General features: G+C 48.0%; 15 protein-coding genes. 9 read left to right on the top strand and 6 right to left on the bottom strand.

The genetic code is table 11. The features are described 5' to 3' along the window. Positions 1-43 precede the first annotated feature (43 nt). Positions 44-547: a L,D-transpeptidase family protein gene (locus VHA_RS12840; protein ID WP_040528894.1), complete on the bottom strand. Its 504-nt coding sequence runs from the start codon at positions 545-547 to the stop codon at positions 44-46. Between the two features lie 235 nt (positions 548-782). On the opposite strand from VHA_RS12840, the gene VHA_RS12845 reads away from it, so the two are divergent. Genes VHA_RS12845 through pcp form a run of 3 tightly spaced genes read left to right on the top strand, consistent with a single transcriptional unit; the run spans position 783 to position 3,051 of the window. Then, positions 783-1,493, top strand: a complete 711-nt coding sequence (locus VHA_RS12845) for a DUF969 domain-containing protein (protein ID WP_005504972.1) — start codon at positions 783-785, stop codon at positions 1,491-1,493. Positions 1,494-1,498: 5 nt separating this feature from the next. Continuing rightward, complete coding sequence (locus VHA_RS12850) at positions 1,499-2,404, top strand: DUF979 domain-containing protein (protein ID WP_005504973.1); 906 nt, start codon at positions 1,499-1,501, stop codon at positions 2,402-2,404. Positions 2,405-2,412: 8 nt separating this feature from the next. Beyond that, positions 2,413-3,051, top strand: a complete 639-nt coding sequence (pcp, locus tag VHA_RS12855) for a pyroglutamyl-peptidase I (RefSeq protein WP_005504974.1) — start codon at positions 2,413-2,415, stop codon at positions 3,049-3,051. 132 nt (positions 3,052-3,183) lie between these two features. On the opposite strand, the gene VHA_RS12860 is transcribed toward pcp, so the two are convergent. After that, complete coding sequence (locus VHA_RS12860) at positions 3,184-4,215, bottom strand: extracellular solute-binding protein (protein ID WP_005504975.1); 1,032 nt, start codon at positions 4,213-4,215, stop codon at positions 3,184-3,186. Between the two features lie 491 nt (positions 4,216-4,706). Between VHA_RS12860 and VHA_RS12865 the strand changes: the two genes are divergently transcribed. From VHA_RS12865 to VHA_RS12875, 3 genes are all read left to right on the top strand, one after another. Beyond that, a complete protein-coding gene (locus VHA_RS12865) occupies positions 4,707-6,035 on the top strand; it encodes an anaerobic C4-dicarboxylate transporter (protein WP_005504976.1) in 1,329 nt (442 codons plus the stop codon). Positions 6,036-6,260: 225 nt separating this feature from the next. After that, a complete protein-coding gene (locus VHA_RS12870; protein ID WP_040528896.1) occupies positions 6,261-6,644 on the top strand; it encodes a hypothetical protein in 384 nt (127 codons plus the stop codon). A 90-nt stretch (positions 6,645-6,734) separates the two neighbouring features. Continuing rightward, entirely contained in the window at positions 6,735-6,980 is a 246-nt protein-coding gene (locus VHA_RS12875) for a hypothetical protein (RefSeq protein ID WP_005504978.1), read from the top strand. Between the two features lie 118 nt (positions 6,981-7,098). Here the strand turns inward: VHA_RS12875 and VHA_RS12880 are convergent, their stop codons facing one another. From VHA_RS12880 to efpL, 4 genes are all read right to left on the bottom strand, one after another. Then, entirely contained in the window at positions 7,099-8,487 is a 1,389-nt protein-coding gene (locus tag VHA_RS12880) for a class II fumarate hydratase (RefSeq protein ID WP_005504979.1), read from the bottom strand. A gap of 176 nt (positions 8,488-8,663) precedes the next feature. After that, the gene (gene trxC / locus VHA_RS12885; RefSeq protein WP_005504981.1) at positions 8,664-9,092 is read right to left on the bottom strand and encodes a thioredoxin TrxC; all 429 of its coding nucleotides are present in this window, start codon (positions 9,090-9,092) and stop codon (positions 8,664-8,666) included. 201 nt (positions 9,093-9,293) lie between these two features. After that, on the bottom strand, positions 9,294-10,184 hold the full coding sequence (gene yegS / locus VHA_RS12890) for a lipid kinase YegS (protein WP_005504985.1): 891 nt from the start codon (positions 10,182-10,184) through the stop codon (positions 9,294-9,296). 149 nt (positions 10,185-10,333) lie between these two features. Then, complete coding sequence (gene efpL / locus VHA_RS12895) at positions 10,334-10,909, bottom strand: elongation factor P-like protein EfpL (RefSeq protein ID WP_005504987.1); 576 nt, start codon at positions 10,907-10,909, stop codon at positions 10,334-10,336. 175 nt (positions 10,910-11,084) lie between these two features. Here efpL and VHA_RS12900 point away from each other — a divergent pair, with 175 nt between their 5' ends. From VHA_RS12900 to cqsA, 3 genes are all read left to right on the top strand, one after another. Continuing rightward, complete coding sequence (locus VHA_RS12900) at positions 11,085-11,618, top strand: NUDIX domain-containing protein (RefSeq protein ID WP_005504989.1); 534 nt, start codon at positions 11,085-11,087, stop codon at positions 11,616-11,618. Between the two features lie 575 nt (positions 11,619-12,193). After that, positions 12,194-12,823, top strand: coding sequence for a class II aldolase/adducin family protein (locus VHA_RS12905; protein WP_040528898.1), 630 nt, complete (start codon positions 12,194-12,196; stop codon positions 12,821-12,823). Positions 12,824-13,238: 415 nt separating this feature from the next. Continuing rightward, positions 13,239-14,438 carry an alpha-hydroxyketone-type quorum-sensing autoinducer synthase gene (gene cqsA / locus VHA_RS12910; protein ID WP_050778560.1) on the top strand — a complete coding sequence of 400 codons (1,200 nt, stop codon included), beginning with the start codon at positions 13,239-13,241 and terminating at the stop codon, positions 14,436-14,438. Positions 14,439-14,451: the final 13 nt, after the last annotated feature.

Raw genomic sequence — 14,451 nt, forward strand, 5'->3', positions numbered from 1 at the left:
ACAGCGTTTGCGGGTGTCTGGCTTTTTTGAGCTTACCGGCAAATTACCATTTAATATCAATCGGGGTGCCCAGCTTGACCAGACGGAGGAATTCATCTATCTCCTCGTTGGTGATAGCGATACAGCCGTCCGTCCAGTCTTTGCTACGCCCACTGCCGGGGAGGGAATCGTTGTTGTTTTTCTGACCGTGAATCATGATTTGGCCGCCGGGGTTAACCCCCAGTTTCTGGGCGCGTTTTACGTCGTTTTCATTGGGGTAGTTGATGCGGATAGAGCGATAAAAGCGGGATTTTTCATTGATGAAATCGAGTAAATAATGGCCTTCAGGTGTGCGTTGGTCGCCTTCCCGCAGCTTGTGTCCTTTGGGGTTGGCACCGAGAGATATGTGATACCGTTTTACAATTCGATCACCCTGAATCAGATACATCTTACGGGCAGATTTGTCGACTTTCACCAAATCCACGTGCTGTTCCGTTGCCAATCCGTTGGCAGTAAAGCCAATGCTGAGTAGCAACGTAAGAATGAGCGCGTTAATCCATGATGTCATAGTGTCTCTAAAACAGGGGCATTTATTTCATTATTGGTGAAAACGCAGGAAACGTCGCGTTTAACCGCTGCTGATGGGCGTCTGGTTGTAAATAACCCTGGCTCTGACTTAAACCGATTTATTGGTTTTAAGAACAAAAATCTCTGATTGGAGGAGATTTGGGGGCTCTCGTATACTCGGGCTGACGCTGGGAGTCCCGGCAGAAAAATGACAACATACCGTGTAGAGAGTAAACATGATTGACTTTTGGCCACTAATTGGCATTGCTATTATTACGGTGGGGTTAGCACTGAAGCTAAACACCCTGCTGGTTATTTTGGTTGCCGGTGTAGCAACCGGGCTTGTCGCCGACATTGCCGTGATGGAAATACTTTCCATTCTCGGTCAGTCATTCACCCAAAACCGCTATATGTCTCTTTTCATCCTTATCCTTCCCATGATTGGCATTCTTGAACGCTATGGACTGCGCCAGCGTGCGGAGCGGCTTATCGGATCAATGAAAAAAGCCTCTGTCAGTAAAATCCTGATGACATATTTGCTGCTGCGCAAAGTGACCAATGGTATGGGACTGAGTATTGGCGGACACCCTTCAATGGTCCGTCCACTGATCGCACCGATGGCAGAAGCGGCGGCGGAAAAAGCGTCACCGAAACTGGCAGAAGAAAAACGCCAGGCAATCCGGGCCCTTTCTGCCGCGAGTGAAAACGTTGGCAACTTCTTCAGTCAATTGTTGTTTATTGGCACCGGCGGCATTTTGCTGATCAAAGGTGTGATGGCGGATAACCAATTGGATGTTCAACTTGAAACCATGGCGTTGTGGGCACTACCGACAGCGATAGCCTCCTTCGTGGTGTTTGTAGTGTTCAGCAAAGTTGTTGAAGCCAAGTTGTTGAAAAGTGGTATTAATGCTAAGCCAATGGCTGATGAGCAGGGAAATGAAGGGTAAACGCCATGCTTGAATATATTTACCAAACCACAGGCTTGCTCCTGCTGGCATTTTCACTGCAAAGCTTTTTGGATAAAGACAATCCGAAGCGTATTGGTAGCGGCCTTTTCTGGTTGATTTATGGTACCACCTTTATCTTTGGTGCGATGATCCCACACTGGGTTACCGGTTTGATGGTATTGGCTCTGACTGCGTTGGCGGCAGGCGGATTTATGGGGATCGGGAATTACAAAACCACCAGTGATGAAGAACGCCAGAAAACCGCCGCAGTACTGAAAAATAAACTCTTCATCCCTGCCGTTATTGTTCCTTTGCTCACAGTGGCTATCAGCCAGTTTACTTCGCTGGGAGCGCTGGTGGGGCTGGGTATTGCTTCGGTTGCTTCAATCATTGTGGCGCTGTTGATAACCAAGAGCAAACCCATGCATAGCCTGAATGAAGGACGCCGTTTGATTGATTCGATTGGCTGGGCAGCGATTCTTTCGCAATTCTTAGCGGCACTGGGCTACCTGTTTAATCAGGCAGGCGTCGGCGATACCGTTGCGCAAATTGTAAAAATGATGATCCCTGAGAATATGCTGCTGGTGAACGTGATTGCTTACTGTGTCGGCATGATGGTATTTACCATGGTAATGGGGAATGCATTCGCTGCATTTGCGGTTATCACGACCGGTATCGGTATTCCATTGCTGATCATGGAATATGGCGGTAACGCAGCCATTATTGGCGTGCTGGGTATGCTTTCCGGCTATTGTGGTACGCTGATGACACCCATGGCGGCCAACTTCAATATTGTCCCGGCTGCGCTGCTTGAGCTAAAAAACAAGCACCATGTCATTCTCATGCAGATGATCCCCGGATTGATCATCTTGGCATTTAACATAGTTGTTATGTACGGCTTTGCATTCTGAGGAAAGCGATGAAAAAAGTTCTGATTACGGGGTTCGAACCCTTTGGTGGCGCTTCAATCAACCCTGCATTGGAAGCAGTGAAGAAACTGGACGGCGTTGAGCTTGACGGTGGCGTCATTGTCACTTGCGAAGTGCCGGTGACCCGTTATGCAGCGATAAAAGCAGTCAGTGAGGCGATTGAGAAACACCAACCAAGCTATGTCATCACGGTAGGACAGGCCGCCGGCCGCACCGCGATCACCCCTGAACGTATCGCGATTAATGTTGACGACTTCCGCATTCCAGACAATGGTGGCAACCAACCGGTTGATGAACCGATTGATGAAGAAGGCCCAGCTGCGTATTTTTCCACCTTGCCAATCAAGGCGATCACCCGCAAGTTGCAGGAAAACGGCATTCCTTGCCAGGTATCAAACACGGCAGGGACTTTCGTGTGTAATCACCTGTTTTATGGCATTCAACACTATCTTTGTGACACCGATATAGGGCATGGCTTTATCCACATTCCCTTACTGCCGGAGCAGGCCGCCGGAACTGAGCAACCGTCCATGTCACTTGATACCATTGTTGAAGGCCTACGCCTTGCTGCGCAGGCGACCATCGAAAACCAAATGGACATCAAGGTGGGAGCGGGACAAATCTGCTGATCCCAATGATGTTAATTGCCTAATTGCTAAGAGCCGACGTTTCGGCTCTTTTTATTTGGTGCTGCTGAGAGAAGAAGCAACCGCTGTTGCTGTCGGGCAAAGTAAGGCCATCACAACGGATGGCCCTGGGGATTATTCGCCGGTTTTCAGGCGCAGGAAGTAGTTTTCGTACTTCTCGGTGAGTTCGCCAACCGCGTCTTGCCATTCACCGCGATCGAGGTCTTCCTGAGGCGGGAACAGGGTTGGGTTGTCTTTATACTTGGCATTCGATTTTTCGACCCCTGTCAGGTAACCCGTGTCAGCACTGATCCGTGCCGCGATCTCTGGGCGCAGCAGGAAGTCGATCATCTTATGGGCTGCTTCAACATTCTTCGCATTTTTCGGAATTGCCAGACTGTCTACCCAGAAGATACCGCCTTCTTTTGGCCACACCAACTCAATAGGCAGACCTTCACGCTGTGCTGCCGCCGCTGAGCCATTCCACAACATGCCTAGTCCCACCTCGCCAGACAAATACGGGTTTGCCGGGTTGTCTGAGTTAAATACCAGCACGTTTGGCATCAGCTTTTTCAGCTCTTCATAAGCTTCATCAATCTGTTTTGGGTCGGTAGAGTTACCAGAGTAGCCCAGTTTACGCAGTGCGATGTGGAACACTTCACGGGTGTCGTCCATCAGCATGATTTGGCCTTTAAGCTCTGGGTTCCACAAGTCTGCCCAGCTGTCGAAATCCTCTGGGTTATACATGTCAGTGTTAACCGCCAGACCTGTCATCGCAATCACGTGAGGGATTGAGTAATCGTTGTTAGGATCAAAAGGCTTGTCGAGGTAGTTTTTATCCAGCTCGGTGAAATTGTTGAGCTTAGAATGGTCGATTTTCTGGAGCATACCTTCATCGCGCATTTTCGCCACAAAGTAGGTAGAAGGCACCACAAGATCATACCCATCCGGGTGGGTTTTCATTTTTGCATACAGGGTTTCGTTTGACTCATATGTTGAGTAGATGACCTTGATGCCGGTTTCGCGGGTAAATTGCTCAAGCAACTCAGTTGAGATGTAAGGGCCCCAGTTTGCAAAGATGAGCTGATCATCAGCAGCATGTGCCGGTGTGGTAAAGATAGCTGCTGCACACGCAGCGCTGGCCAGAATAGCAGACCATTTTTTCATTATTGGTTTCCACCTCCAAAGGCCCTTTTTTACAGGGCGCATTGATAATCCAGAACTATAGCGTAGCTCTGCGTTAACATCTGAATTTCTTCAGAGAATCTCGTCGGTAAAGAGAGCGCCTCTATCCCCGAAAAAATTGGCGCGATATTACCGCCGAAACCTAGTGCTGGCAACAGATTCAGCGTGTTAATCATGGTCAGTAGAAAGAACAAGACAAAGAGTGTAATGCTTGGATATCAAAGTAAATAACAACCAGCGGCGTGATCTGGGACGATAAACCGTTTGGCTTAATCAACGGCACGTTTACCTTTGAAGCGCATTTTTTTAACCGAAGAGGAGAGGATGTGTTACTTGAAGAGCGATAAATGTGGCCTATGTTTTATAACCAAACATTTGCATTTTATTCGTAAAGGAGTGTGAAGTTTTCTTCGGTTTTAACAGGGTAATGAACAGAAAATATCTATAACAATCATTAAATTAAGGATATTTTCATGTTGTATTTGGAGTTCCTGTTCCTGCTCGTAATGCTGTATCTCGGATCGAGATACGGAGGTATTGGCCTTGGTGTCATATCGGGTATTGGTCTTGTTGTTGAGGTCTTTATTCTTAAGATGCCGCCAACATCACCGCCAGTCACGGTGATGTTGATCATTCTGGCGGTGGTCACCTGTGCTTCTATTCTTGAAGCTGCCGGTGGTTTGAAATACATGCTGCAAGTCGCGGAAAGGCTGCTGCGTAAAAGCCCGCAACGGGTGACCCTGATTGCGCCATTCGTGACATACACCATGACATTCCTGCTGGGTACAGGCCATGCGGTTTACTCCATCATGCCGATTATCGGTGACGTGGCGCTGAAAAACGGCATTCGTCCTGAGCGTCCAATGGCAGCCTCTTCGGTTGCTTCCCAGATAGCGATTACAGCATCCCCCCTTTCTGCGGCGGTGGTTTATTACCTTGCGCAGCTTTCCAACATCCAGGCAGAAATCACGCTACTGTCGATCTTGATGGTAACGGTGCCAGCGACCCTGTTTGGTACACTGCTGATGTCACTTTACTCGATGAAACGCGGTAAAGAACTGGAAGACGATCCTGAATATCAGGCGCGCATGAAAGATCCAGAGTGGCGAGAGCGAATCCTGAACACGACAGCGACATCGCTGAATGAAACGTTGCCGGCTTCTGCACGCAATGCGGTGTTGATTTTCCTGTTTTCGATTCTGACCATTGTGTTTATCGCCATGGTGCCAGAAGTACGGACAATCGGGGCGGGCACTAAACCTATCAGCATGTCCGTGATTATCCAGATGATGATGCTCTGTTTTGGTGGTGTCATTTTGCTGGCAACCAAAACCGACCCACGTAACGTGCCAAATGGCGTGGTATTTAAATCCGGTATGGTGGCGGCCATTGCGATTTTCGGTATCGCCTGGATGTCTGATACTTACTTCAAATACGCCATGCCGCAATTTAAGTCTGGCATTGTAGAAATGGTCACCAACTACCCCTGGACGTTCGCACTGGCGCTGTTCATTGTGTCGGTGGTGGTTAACTCGCAGGCTGCAACCGCACGTATGATGCTGCCTGTCGGTCTGGGACTTGGCCTCGACCCTGCGCTGCTTATCGGTATTATGCCTGCGGTGTATGGCTACTTCTTTATCCCGAATTACCCATCAGATATCGCTACGGTCAACTTTGATACTTCCGGTACCACCAAAATCGGCAAATGGTATTTCAACCATTCATTTATGTCGGTCGGTTTGATTGGTGTGATAGGGGCGTGTTTGCTCGGTTATGTGCTCGGGCAGATGATTATTGGCTAATTGAAAAAGCCTCAAAGTTAAAACCGCTCTTACTATGAGCGGTTTTTTATTGGGGAATTGCGAGCAATACCTAAACCGCCGGAATTCTGCATCTTCAGGTCGTTTGGGGATAAAGGTAACCTGAAGTAAGAGCAGTTATTTAGACGCAATAGCGGCGCAACCATATTTAGTGGGCGCAGGGGACAATAGCGAGCCGTCATTTATTTTATGTTTAGGGAAGAACAAATGTTTAAAAGTACGCATATCTATTATCGGGTGAAGAAGGGGCAAGTCCACGCCACACATGTGGAGAGTGGCAAAGTGGTATATAAAAGCTGTTCCGCGTTGGCCCATCCCAGAACACTCATGGGGGATTTCTTTGATGTTGAAAAGTGCTTCAAAGATATTTCTGCCGAGCTTTTACCCAGAACCCTTTTTTCACTTTCACCCATTGCGATTGTCCAGTTACTTGAAACATCAGAAGGTGGCTATACCAATGTTGAAATCAGGGCGTTTCGCGAAGCTGCTTTAGGAGCAGGCGCGAGACGTGTATTTTTCCCCGCGTCAGAATCAGCGTTGTCTTCCGCTGAGATAGTGGGTCATCGATTCGAGGAGCTGCCCAACGCTTAATGTGCTTGGGAAGCGAAACCCCACATTGCCAACCCAAACCCCAGATGAAATAATCCCGCGCATTGTTTCAAATACACTGACTGTGACGTGATGAATAACGATATTGATATCATCGACAGCCTTGAAGAGCTGGAAGCCTTTCTTATCTCGGTTGAAAATGGGGGATTAGGCCTGACAGGAGTGGCCGGCGTGGCGCTGGCAACCAATAATGCAACCGGTCAGCCGTTTGTGGCGGTATTGGATGACAAGCACCAGCTGATCCTTGCGCGCAACGTGACCCAGGCGGTGTTCGAAACTGGAAAAGATCTGGTTCGCCATGGCCCAAGAAAGCATTGAGTTTCACCTGAAAATATCTGCTTTTCAAACAGCAAACGCCCTCTATATTGAGGGCGTTTGTGTTCTGATAGCGCAGCAGTTTCAATAGTGCAGCAAATGACGTTTTCGTTTTACGGCGTTATTCGGCCAATCCACCTTGAGTCAGCTTGGTGGGGTCAAGCAAGCGCGTGAGTGTTTCCCTGTCTAAATCTGTTGCTTCTTCGGCAACGTCAATGATTGCTCGGCCTTCTTTGTACGCTTTTTTAGCAATTTCCGCCGCTTTCAGATAACCAATCACCGGGTTCAGGGCGGTGACCAGAATCGGGTTTTTTGCCAGTGCAACATCCAGGTTGTCTTTGCGAACCGTGAACGTGAAGATGGCTTTGTCTGCCAGTGCACGGGCACTGTTGCTAAGCAACTCAATACTTTCCAGCACATTATGGGCAATCACCGGCAGCATCACGTTCAGCTGGAAGTTGCCAGACTGGCCTGCCACGGTCACAGTAGTATCGTTCCCGATCACCTGAGCTGCAGCCATGGCGACGGCTTCTGGAATAACAGGGTTCACCTTGCCCGGCATGATAGATGAACCGGGCTGCAGCCCCTGAAGCTCAATCTCACCGAGACCTGCCAGTGGGCCGGAGTTCATCCAGCGCAGGTCGTTGGCAATCTTCATCATGGCCACCGCGGCGGTTTTGAGCTGGCCAGACAGGGCAACAATCGCGTCCTGGCTGCTGAGGTTGAAGAAGAAGTTCTTGCTGGCGCTGAACTGAATACCGGTCACTTGTGACAGATTGTGGGCGAATGCCGCGGCAAACCGTGGGTCAGCATTAATGCCAGTGCCGACAGCGGTGCCGCCCTGTGCAAGTGCTTTCACCGCTTCCAGACTGCGCTCGATGCTTTGTTTGGCGTGCTCAATCTGAAATTGCCAGCCACCCAGCTCTTGATCAAACGTCACTGGCATCGCGTCCATCAGGTGGGTGCGTCCGGTTTTGATCACTTCCCCAATGTCTTCCCGCTTCATTTGCAGCGTATCAGCAAGGTGTTGTAGAGAAGGCAGCAGGTACTTTTCAATCATCAGGGCAGCGCTGACCTGAATCGCTGTCGGGATCACGTCATTGCTGCTTTGGCCCATGTTGACATGGTCATTGGGGCTGACTGCACCACCAAGGTGAACGCTGGCAAGTGTGGCAATCACTTCGTTCGCGTTCATGTTTGAACTGGTGCCAGACCCGGTCTGAAATACATCGACAGGAAACTGATCAAGGTGCTCGCCATCAATAATTTGTTGTGCCGCCGTCGAAATCGCTTCAGCGATATCGCCTTGAAGCAATCCCAGTTGCGCATTGGTGAGAGCAGCGGTTTGCTTGATGTAGGCCAATGCCTGAATAAAGGTGACCGGCATGGTATGGCGGCTGAGCTGGAAATTGTCTACCGCTCTTTGTGTCTGTGCCTGATAGAGCGCAGTTGCCGGTACACGGACTTCACCCATGCTGTCTTTTTCTGTTCTGAATGCTTGTGTCGTCATACAGAGTCCTTTTGTTACGAATCCAGTAGGCTGGCTCGCATCTGTATTTGGATAATGATAATTATTATCATTAATATTTTTTGATAACAACCCTTGATGTATTGAGGGCGTTCGTCTGGGGAAACAAACACTGGGAAAAAGAAGGACGCCATTGCACCCTTTGGTGACATTGAGGCTTAGAGTGTTTGCGCCAGCCAGTCGTTGAATTCATTTGGCGGCAACGCCCCGTTGATGTGTTGTGCCATCTTGCCGTCTTTGAACACCATGATGGTCGGAATGCTGCGAATGCGGTATTTGGCTGATAGGGCCTGTTGATCTTCGGTGTTTACTTTCACGAAAATCGCCTCCTCAGCCTTTTGCGCGGCAGTGGCTTCAAATACCGGCGCAAATCCCTGACATGGCCCGCACCACGGTGCCCAGAAGTCGATCACGACGGGTTTGCCGGACGTTAACAGGGCATCTATGTTTGTGTCGGTACCCTCGACAGGCTTGCCATTGAGCAACGCTGACTTGCACACACCACAGCTTGGGTTGTCGTCCACGCGTTCTGCCGGAATACGGTTCAGTTTGTAACAATGTGGGCAACGCACGGTTAATGTACTCATTTTAAAACCTTTTCTTTAACTTATTTTGTGCTCAGACTAATGACTTTGACCCCTGAATGCCATTTTGTTTCAACGATTGTTTTGATTGCTTTTTTCTATTATGTGCCACTGCCAAGGTGCATCCTTACAAAGCGTATAGAAGCCATTGTGATGAACTGAGATGCTCGCTGCGTGGGGCCGGGGAATAACCCGCCCCAGATATCAGCCAATCAATGGACAGTTTGGGGGCAAGACCAGGCGAATGGCGTCAGGGATGGCCTCAAAACGGATGTACTTGGCTGAAATGGGCTCGCCGTCAAGGTTGATGGGCATTTCTTCTTCTGACTGCCATTCAATCCAGGGGGTACGGACACGGCGAACATATACACCGTTCAACGTATCGTCTTTCAACTCGGCAATGACTTGTGCCAGGGCTTCGAGAGGAAAGTGCCTCAACACGATTGAATCCAGCATGCCATTGTTGAGCATGGCCTGAGGCCCCAATACTTGTCCGCCACCTGCCTGTCGGCCATTGCAGACCGCACCGATAATGACTTCATCTTCTGTTTCCTGCCCTGGGTGCCGTGTTGTGCCGCTGTAGGGGACAAAACCCAGTGCTTGGACAATACCGGAAAGGGTGTAGGCGCCGCCACCCAGGAAGTTCTTCAGGGGCGCGGGGGTTTCAGCCGTTACTTTGGCACCAAAGCCACCACTGGCGATATTGATAAAATATCGGTTATTTGCTTTCACACAGTCGACAGGTACCGATTTCCCCGCTTGAGCGAGTGTTAAGGCGTGTTCCAAATCGACGGGAATTTGGCAGGCGGTAGCAAAATCGTTGGCGGTTCCGAGGGGCATCACGGCCAATTCCGGGCGCGATGCCGGTGGGTGTTGCATCAAGGCGGACGCGCATTCATTAACTGTTCCGTCTCCCCCTGCCGCCACAATCCGGGAACACCCTTCGTGGACAGCGTCGTTGACCAGTCTTTCAATATCACCGGTTTCCCAGGTCACGCGGACTTCCACGTTACCATTTTCTCTTGCGGCAAAGATGGCATTGCGTACAGGTTCCAGCCCGGCTTTTTTACCGTTGAGCAAAACACGGATTGTCATGGGTCTTCCCTGAAGAATAAAAGGCATGTCGAAAGTATACGGCATGACATGCTCCGAAGTGTTTCAATGTCTTGAAAAACCGTTTACTCGGTTTACGAGAATAAAAAATGCCCCCAGAGGTTGGGGGCATGAATGTGGAGGACGTTTTCTTATTTGGCTTCTACACGGTTCATAAACTTGTGTTCCGCGGTATTCACGCGGATTTTATCACCCGGGGCAACGTACTCCGGCACCTGCACAACCAAACCGGTAGTCAGGGTAGCAGGCTTGGTTCGGGCACTGGCTGATGCGCCTTTGATAGACGGCGACGTTTCAGTGATCACCAGATCTACTGCGGCAGGCAATTCGAGCGCAACAGGTTTGCCACTGACAGTCAGTACCTGAATGCCTTTGGTTTCTTCGGTAATGAACAGCCGTTCTTCTTCAATGTCATCTTTGTTGAAGTGATAGGGTGTGTAATCTTCACAATCCATAAACACATATTCGTTGCCATCGATATAGGAGAAGTCAGCGGCATGGCGGCTGAAGTCTGCCAGGGTGATCATGTCGTCTGCTTTGAAGCTTTCGTCGACTTTGGCACCGGTCGCTACATCATAAAGACGCATACGGTAAAGGCTGTTGCCTGCGCGACCGCTTGGAGTCAGTTTGGAAATGTCTTTTACTGCCAGTACCTTACCATTGTGTTCGATAACGGCATTTTTTTTAATTTCGCTTGCCTTTGGCATCGTTACTATTCCCGTTGGATAACTGGGCAGAAAAATATCATGAATCCCGATTTTGGCAAGCAGGAGAACGTATCATTAGTGCAGAATAACAGACATTACATGCTACCTTTGGGCTCGTGGGCATGAAGGTGGCATGATGAACAGTCCCACCAGTTGAGAAGGAACAGCACAGACCATGATCAAACAGCTTGATAGCAAAGTGGTTTACCAGAACAAATGGATGACCGTGCGTGAAGACAGGATTGCTAGGCCCAGCGGTGTTGAAGGTATTTATGGCGTGGTTGATAAGCCAGATTGCGCCATTATTATTGCCATTGATCATGGGTTAATCCATTTGGTGCAACAGTATCGCTATACCGTCCAGCAGCGCTGTTGGGAGTTGCCGCAAGGCGCTTGGGAATCCAATCCTGATGCTGATCATTTAGCGTTGGCGAAAGGGGAGTTGCAGGAGGAAACCGGCATGGCGGCTGAAAATATGGTCTATGTTGGCGCCCAATACATTGCTTACGGTTTTTTAAACCAAACCTGTCACGTCTATTTTGCCACTGGCCTGAAAGCGGTCGGAAAACAACTAGACGCGGAAGAAGAAGATCTGGTCTCACAGGCTTTTCCGGTTGAAGAGTTTGAACGCATGATCATTGATGGTGAGATTAAAGACAATGTTACGATTGCCGCTTACGGGTTGGCAAAATTGAAAAAACTACTCTGATAGTCATCATCGCATAATAGTGCGGGAAGCGTTATAACACGATGAAAAATTTACTTATCCCGTTAGTGAGATGACAGATAAATGCCGTTTTGTTACTGTCGGAAGTGTCAATGGATTACGTGAAAGGGAAAAACAGCCTGCGCATGGGGTGCGCGATCTCAGCAGACAGAGTGGAAGGATCTTTTTTCTACATGTGTGTGAACAGACTACCGTTTTATACTTAGGCATTCCGTAGCGATATATTGGTGATAAAAGTTGATAGATGTCTCATTACTAAAAAAAACCTCATTAATACTACAATTTTAGTTGCGCGATCTTTAAATTGATAAAAAATATCAGTGTGTGGTTAAAAATAATTAAACCTAATGTCATATTTAACCATCTGACAGAAGAAAGGGATCTTTTCTAGAGGGTAAATAGGATCCTTAATTGATTAAGAAATATAAAGATCCCTGAGTTTTGGGTGTATAGTGTGAGTGTCGATATAAAATCGTTTCATCTATTATATTTGATTTCATAGGTATAAATTGAAAACGCAGGTGTTCATTGAAAAGTAGTTTTGTTGGAGATTTGGCATGTTAGGGCAAGGCAATCTGCGAAATAAACTCGTTGATTATGGTCGGAAACTCGTTATAAATGGGCATGATACCGAAGAATGCGGAAATCTCTCAGCACAAATGGAAGATGGCAGAGTGCTTATTACTACTAATGGTCTAAGAATGGGAAAGCTGGGGCCAGAACATTTCTCTGTTGTATCATTGCAAGGGGAGTTACTGTCCGGTGAATTACCCGATTGGGAGTTTGAGCATCATCTGGACATATATAATGCCAATTCTAAACACAAAGCGATTTTTACCCTTACTCCCAAAAACATCTCTAAACTGGTGACAAGCGATCACCAGAATGTAGAAAATGTGCTTCCGGCACTGGCTCCTATTGTATCCATGCGAACTCCAACATTGCCGAAGATCCCTATTTTTCGATCTTCTGGGTCGCGTTTTTTGGCAGAAAAGGCGAAAAATCATCATGCTGTTCTTATTGCCAATATTGGTTTGGTTGTGATGGGAAAGGATCTGGAAGATGCTCTGCGTAATGTCGAAGAGCTGGAAGAAACTGCAGCGCTGAGATTAAATGCTGCGAATGATAACATCCAATACTTGAGCAATGAAGAAATCGCCGAAATTAAAGCGGTTTTTGCACATTAGGTGAAAACACATTTTTTGTGTTAGCTTACAGATGCCAGACAACGCTAATAGTGAATTGCCGGGGATGTGTTTTCGCTCCCGCGAGACAGTCTTCTGTTTTATTTTTCCCTCGTAACCGCTAAACCCAGTCTTTTCCTTCGTTTACCTCTGCTATTTCTGTCATCTTCACGCCAGGGGTTACCAATGTTGTTATTTCAAGAAAAGCGTGATTTTGAAGCCTCATCATTGGGGTGATGAGGCGTTTTCATGACACTGTATTTTCTTATTGTATATTTTCTCATACAAATCATTTGCAAAATTATTGGTATGAATTCGCAAACTTAAAAAGTAGTCAGGGGCAGGCCTCAATCATAATTAGCCATATAAAAACAGCGCCGCGGGTGGCGTTTTTCTTTAACAAGAAGAGGCTAGGCTTATGGAAACCCCATCTACTCCATCTACATCTATATATAAAAAAAAACTCCCTTCTTTTGTCGAGGCTCGTCTGAATTCGTTTCTGCGCGATATGACAGAGCCTTATGAAAACCGACGGCCACTGCCTGTTAGCAGCCGACCCGGAGAGGGAGCCGTAATCATGCAGAGTAATGATTACCTCGCGCTTAGCTTTGATGACGATATTCAAACTGCACATTTGAATGCAATTAAAACGACGAATGAAAACGTCGTGATGTCAGCGGTATTCTTACAAGATGCTGAGCATAAGCCGGAGTTTGAAAAGCGCCTGGCTGAATTTATCGGCATGGATGGGTGTGTATTATCTCAATCTGGCTGGACGGCGAATGTCGGCTTGCTACAAACCATTTGTGAGCCCGGTACTCACGTCTATATTGATTTCTTTGCCCATATGTCATTGTGGGAAGGCGCTCGGATAGCAGGAGCTCAAGTTATCCCTTTCATGCACAACAGCGTTTCTAATCTCAAGCGACAAATAAAAAAACATGGTCCCGGCATCATTTTGGTGGATTCGGTTTACAGCACCATCGGTACTGTTGCACCGCTCCCGGCGATCTGTGAATTGGCCAAAGAACTGGATTGTGCGCTGGTGGTTGATGAATCACATTCTTTGGGCACTCATGGTCCTGGCGGTTCGGGTCTGATTAACGAAATGGAGGTACGGGACCAGGTAGATTTTGTTACTACCAGCCTTGCTAAGGCATTTGCTTACCGGGCTGGGGCGGTATTGGGTCCGGACAATTTGATCATTGCATTACCGTTTGTGTCTTTTCCGGCAATTTTCAGTTCTACTGTTTTGCCTCAGGAAGTTGCCCGGCTTGAGGCAACCCTTGATGTGATCCAAAACAGTGATGACAAGCGAAGGCGGCTTTTTGAAATATCTGATGTCTTGCGTGCGGGGTTGAAGGAGATTGGTTTTAATATTCGCAGTGAATCCCAAATCATCTCCCTAGAGTGCGGTGATGAGCAGAATACGGAACATGTCCGGGACTTTCTGGAAAGCAAGGGGGTGTTTGGGGCGGTATTTTGTTCACCGGCAACACCGAAGAACAAGGCCATTATCCGTTTCTCATTGAATGCAGATATGAGCTACCGGGAAGTGGATCATGTGCTGACTGTTTGTCAGGCAGCATACAACCACCCAGATCTTCGTTTCTATTAAGGTATATCCCCAA

The sequence above is a fragment of the Grimontia hollisae CIP 101886 genome (assembly GCF_000176515.1).
Lineage (GTDB): Bacteria > Pseudomonadota > Gammaproteobacteria > Enterobacterales > Vibrionaceae > Enterovibrio > Enterovibrio hollisae.

What these genes read in the sequence shown, in the direction of transcription:
- cqsA (WP_050778560.1), top strand. Translation starts at nt 13,239, where the DNA reads ATGGAAACCCCATCTACTCCATCTACATCTATATATAAAAAAAAACTC.
- trxC (WP_005504981.1), bottom strand. Translation starts at nt 9,092, where the DNA reads ATGAGTACATTAACCGTGCGTTGCCCACATTGTTACAAACTGAACCGT.
- VHA_RS12905 (WP_040528898.1), top strand. Translation starts at nt 12,194, where the DNA reads ATGTTAGGGCAAGGCAATCTGCGAAATAAACTCGTTGATTATGGTCGG.
- VHA_RS12865 (WP_005504976.1), top strand. Translation starts at nt 4,707, where the DNA reads ATGTTGTATTTGGAGTTCCTGTTCCTGCTCGTAATGCTGTATCTCGGA.
- VHA_RS12900 (WP_005504989.1), top strand. Translation starts at nt 11,085, where the DNA reads ATGATCAAACAGCTTGATAGCAAAGTGGTTTACCAGAACAAATGGATG.
- VHA_RS12840 (WP_040528894.1), bottom strand. Translation starts at nt 547, where the DNA reads ATGACATCATGGATTAACGCGCTCATTCTTACGTTGCTACTCAGCATT.
- yegS (WP_005504985.1), bottom strand. Translation starts at nt 10,184, where the DNA reads ATGACAATCCGTGTTTTGCTCAACGGTAAAAAAGCCGGGCTGGAACCT.
- VHA_RS12870 (WP_040528896.1), top strand. Translation starts at nt 6,261, where the DNA reads ATGTTTAAAAGTACGCATATCTATTATCGGGTGAAGAAGGGGCAAGTC.
- VHA_RS12860 (WP_005504975.1), bottom strand. Translation starts at nt 4,215, where the DNA reads ATGAAAAAATGGTCTGCTATTCTGGCCAGCGCTGCGTGTGCAGCAGCT.
- efpL (WP_005504987.1), bottom strand. Translation starts at nt 10,909, where the DNA reads ATGCCAAAGGCAAGCGAAATTAAAAAAAATGCCGTTATCGAACACAAT.
- VHA_RS12845 (WP_005504972.1), top strand. Translation starts at nt 783, where the DNA reads ATGATTGACTTTTGGCCACTAATTGGCATTGCTATTATTACGGTGGGG.
- VHA_RS12850 (WP_005504973.1), top strand. Translation starts at nt 1,499, where the DNA reads ATGCTTGAATATATTTACCAAACCACAGGCTTGCTCCTGCTGGCATTT.
- VHA_RS12875 (WP_005504978.1), top strand. Translation starts at nt 6,735, where the DNA reads ATGAATAACGATATTGATATCATCGACAGCCTTGAAGAGCTGGAAGCC.
- VHA_RS12880 (WP_005504979.1), bottom strand. Translation starts at nt 8,487, where the DNA reads ATGACGACACAAGCATTCAGAACAGAAAAAGACAGCATGGGTGAAGTC.
- pcp (WP_005504974.1), top strand. Translation starts at nt 2,413, where the DNA reads ATGAAAAAAGTTCTGATTACGGGGTTCGAACCCTTTGGTGGCGCTTCA.